This window comes from Streptomyces sp. NPDC060198 (assembly GCF_042728415.1).
Lineage (GTDB): Bacteria > Actinomycetota > Actinomycetes > Streptomycetales > Streptomycetaceae > Streptomyces.
Window position 1 is genome coordinate 1 of sequence record NZ_JBHWZJ010000501.1, and the last position, 4,233, is coordinate 4,233.

At 71.2% G+C, this 4,233-nt stretch carries 3 protein-coding genes; 1 reads left to right on the plus strand and 2 read right to left on the minus strand.

Going from position 1 to position 4,233, the window contains the following annotated elements:
• Positions 1 to 102: 102 nt before the first annotated feature.
• Positions 103 to 1,371 (minus strand): cation:proton antiporter, encoded by a 1,269-nt coding sequence (locus ACFWEP_RS32415; RefSeq protein ID WP_387375539.1) that lies wholly within the window; start codon positions 1,369 to 1,371, stop codon positions 103 to 105.
• A 2-nt stretch (positions 1,372 to 1,373) separates the two neighbouring features.
• The gene (locus ACFWEP_RS32420; RefSeq protein ID WP_387375540.1) at positions 1,374 to 1,844 is read right to left on the minus strand and encodes a cation:proton antiporter regulatory subunit; all 471 of its coding nucleotides are present in this window, start codon (positions 1,842 to 1,844) and stop codon (positions 1,374 to 1,376) included.
• Between the two features lie 808 nt (positions 1,845 to 2,652).
• On the opposite strand from ACFWEP_RS32420, the gene ACFWEP_RS32425 reads away from it, so the two are divergent.
• Positions 2,653 to 3,588 (plus strand): polysaccharide deacetylase family protein, encoded by a 936-nt coding sequence (locus ACFWEP_RS32425; RefSeq protein WP_387375542.1) that lies wholly within the window; start codon positions 2,653 to 2,655, stop codon positions 3,586 to 3,588.
• Positions 3,589 to 4,233: the final 645 nt, after the last annotated feature.

The following is a 4,233-nucleotide window of genomic DNA, read 5'->3' on the forward strand; positions in this document are numbered from 1 at the left end:
CCCCGGAAACAGCCGTTGCTGTTTCCGGGGAGCGGGAGACCTCGTGGCCTTGCGGGCCTGTGCCGCCGGGACCTGTGGTGCCGGGGCCCGTGCCTCGGAGCGTCAGTCGCGGCCCTCCCCGGCGTGCTCGGGCGTGAGGTCGTCGTGCGTGGGCCGCACGTACGTGGTGACGGCGTCCTTCGGGGTTCCGGCGGTTCCGGCGGTTCCGGTGCGGGTGCCGCGCATCGCCTTGATCCGGAGAGCCGCCGGCTCGGTCCAGCGGGCGGTGAGCGGGCCGAGGATGACCAGGATCAGTACGTACGCGGTGGCGATGGGCCCGATACGCGGCTCGGTCGCGACGGCCAGGCCCGCGATGACGATGGAGAACTCGCCGCGCGCCACGAGCGTGCCGCCGGCCCGCCACCTGCCACGGGACTTGATGCCCGCGCGACGGGCCGCGTACCAGCCGGTGAAGATCTTGGTGAGCATGGTGACGACGGCGAGCAGCGCTGCCGGGAGCAGGACCGGCGGGATGTCGGCCGGGTTGGTCGAGAGCCCGAAGAAGACGAAGAACACCGCCGCGAAGAGATCCCGCAGCGGCGTGAGCAGCTTGCGGGCTCCCTCGGCGACCTCGCCCGAGAGCGCGATGCCGACGAGGAACGCGCCCACGGCCGCCGAGACCTGGAGTTCCTGCGCCAGCCCGGCGACGAGCACGGTCAGACCGAGGACGACGAGGAGCAGCATCTCCGGGTTGTCGGAGGAGACGGCCCGGCTGATGAGCCGGCCGTGGCGCAGCGCCAGATAGAGGACGAACCCCACGGTCCCGAGCGCGATCAGCAGCGCGATGCTGCCTCCGGCGAGCCCGACTCCGGCGACCATGGCGGTCAGCAGCGGCAGGTACACCGCCATCGCCAGGTCCTCGATGACGAGAACGCCGAGAATGACCGGGGTCTCCCGGTTGCCGAGGCGCCCCAGGTCCGTCATCACCTTGGCGATCACACCGGACGAGGAGATCCAGGTGACCCCGGCCAGTGCGACGGCCCCGGCGGGACCCCAGCCGAGGATCAGCGCGGCGACGGCGCCGGGGGTCGCGTTGAGGACGAAGTCCACGAGGCCGGAGGGGTACTGGGTCTTGAGGCTCGTGACCAGTTCGGAGGCGCTGTATTCGAGCCCGAGGAGGAGCAGCAGCAGGATCACGCCTATCTCGGCGCCGACCGCGGTGAACTCCTCACTCGCGCCGAGCGGCAGCAGCCCGCCCTCGCCGAACGCGAGACCTGCCAGGAGGTAGAGGGGAATCGGCGAGAGACCTATCCGGCCGGCGAACCGTCCGATGATCCCCAGCCCGAGAATGACGGAGCCGAGCTCCACCAGCAGTGCGGTCATGTCGTGCACGATCAGCCCTCCGCAATGATCTCGGAGAGCGTGTCGACGCCCTCACGGGTACCGACGACGACGAGCGTGTCGCCGATGGCCAGCCGGAAGTCGGGCCCCGGCGACGGATGCGCACTGTGCGTCCGCAACACCGCCACGATCGAGGCCCCCGTCCGGGTCCGCGCCTGCGTGTCCCCCAGCACCCTTCCTCCGTAAGGCGAACGCGACCCGAGCGGGATGTGCTCGGTGACCAGGTCGATGCCCTCGGTCCGTACGGCGTCGATCGGTGCGGGATCGATGAGGTGGGCGAGCGCGGTCGCCTCGTGCGTCGTCAGGGGGACGGACAGCCGGCACGAATCTGGGTCGTCCTGCTCGTAGAACCCGATGAACCGGCGCCCGTCGTGGTGGACGACGACGGAGATGTGCTGGCCCGACTCGGTGATGAAGTCGTACTGAGTTCCGACTCCGGGCAGCGTGGTGCGGCGGGTTCCCATGGCTTCCTCCCGAGTGGCACGCCGGTGCGTGTGGCGCCCCTTGTGAGCTCTTGGTGATCTCTTTACCTTTCAATACCTTAACGCGATCCATACGCGTTACCGGGAGCCGGGGGCGGGAGTGAGGTGTATAAGCGTCGGCGGGCGGGGTGGCGCGGTGTCTCTCCGGTGTGCCGTGGGGCAGGGGTGGCGGCGTCCGGCGGTGACCGTTCGCGGGGTGGGTGACGGGGCGGGCGGGGTGTGGTGAACTGGGCTGGAGAGGGAGGGCGTTGGTGCTGCCGGGTGGGGCGGAATCGGCCGAGTGGGACCGGGAGCCGACTGCCGCTGGACAGCCCGCAGGTCAGAAAGAGTGCTTCCCGCGCGTGCGGGGATGGTCCGCACGCGTGCATCATCCGCATCTGCGGAGCGCTGTGTTTCCCGCGCGTGCGGGGATGGTCCCGACGGCATCTGGGAAGTCCGAGGCGGCCGACAGTGCTCCCCGCGCGCGGGGACGGTCCCGGGCAAGCCCTCAGGGCGGCAGCCCGCACGAAGTGCTCCCGGCGGTGTCGGGCTTCTCGTGCTCCCCGCACGCGGGGATGGCCCTGACCGTAACCAGGCCCGCATGGTGTGCGACGCGTGATCCCCGCAGGTGCGGGGATGGCCCGATGAGGGCGCCGGGCGGGGGATTGCGGTCGCCTTGCTCCCCGCCCGTGCGGGGACGAGCAGAGGATCTTCGTCGGCCCCGTGCGTCACTCACGTCCCGGGAGCCTCGGTCGCCCGGCGGCGGGAAATCCGTTTCCGGCGTCGGGCGGAGTGGCCGCACACTGCGAGCATGGACGAGACGAGTGTCACTCCCCGCAGCCGTACCCGTGGCACCACCGAAGCGGAGACCTCGTCCCTCCGGTCCGGCGAACTGCTCGGATACCCCACCGGAGAACGTCTGCTGATCGTCAACTGTGACGACTTCGGGATGTACCCCGCCATCAACGAGGCGGTGGTGGAGGCGATCGAGCAGGGTGTCGCGGGTTCGTGCAGCCTGATGGTTCCGTGCCCGGCCGCACCGGACGCGATGCGGCGACTGCTCCGGCGGCCGGAGGTCTCGTTCGGCGTCCACCTCACGATGGTCTGCGAGATGCCCGGTGCCCCCTGGGGTCCGGTGAGCGCCAGGGAGCAGGTGCCGTCCCTGCTGGACCCCGTGGGCAGGTTCTTCGCCCCGACCCCCTCCGGCCGTGGGGCGCTCCTCGCCCAAGCCCGGATCGAGGACGTGGAGCGGGAGTTCCGGGCCCAGATCGACACCGTGGCGGTGGCCGGCCTCACCCCCACCCACCTGGACTTCCACTGCCTCGCGGACGGTGGCCGCGACGACATCTTCGACCTCACCGTGTCCCTCGCCACCGAGTACGGTCTCGCCGTCCGGGCCTGGCTGGACCCCGCACGCGAGGCTGTGCGCCGGCGTCGCCTGCCCGTCAGCGAGAACGACTTCCTGGACAGCTACGCCCTCCCGCTCGACGGCAAACCGTCCCGGTACGCCCAGCTCCTGCGCGACCTGCCGCCCGGCCTCAACGAATGGGCGGTCCACCCGAGCCTCGGCACCCGGGAGTCCCGGGCCCTGGACGACGGCTGGCGCGTACGACGTACGGACTACGAGTTCCTGGTCTCGCCGGAGGCGCGAGCGCTACTGGCCGAGGAGGGCATCCGGCTGGTCGACTACGCGGAGGTGCGGCGGGTGTGGCAGGAGCGGGGCCGTGGGGGTCGCCTCGGGTGTTGAGCGGAACCGTGGCGTGGTGGCACGCGTTGGTGTCGGGGGAGGGTGAGCCTTGAGGGTGCGGATCCGGGCGGTGATGGCCGGCTGAACGCCCAGGTCAGGCAGAGCGCTTCCCGCGTGTGCGGGGATGTTTGCGAGGCGGGCCACGTGCGCGCAAGGGTGGTCGAGCGCTTCCCGCGTGTGCGGGGATGTTCCCGGGAACTCCCGCAGGGCGCGCCAGACGGTGAGGTGCTGCCCGCGTGTGCGGGGATGGTCCCGCCCGTACAGCCATGTCCGCATTGCGCGACGAGTGCTCCCCGCATGCGCGGGGATGGTCCCCGGAGCTCGGGGTCGGCCACCAGATTGCCGATGTGCTCCCCGCACCTGCGGGGATGGTCCCTGGACTCCGTCCTGGAGGGTGACCCGGGCGCCGTGCTCCCCGCACCTGCGGGGACGGTCCCCGGACGTGCCGCCCGGTTCTTCTCCGCGCCGGCGGGACAGCCCTCCAAGGGTTGTCCCGCAATTCGTGGTGGATCAGTGCGCGGCGCCGGATGCGGTGCATCGCAAGGCGGAGGGGCGTCCGCATACTGGGCGTATTCGGGCGTTCCGACAACGCAGCGAGGTGCCGTAGCTGTCGTCGTGCGCCCGCCGGGGATTACGGGACAGCCC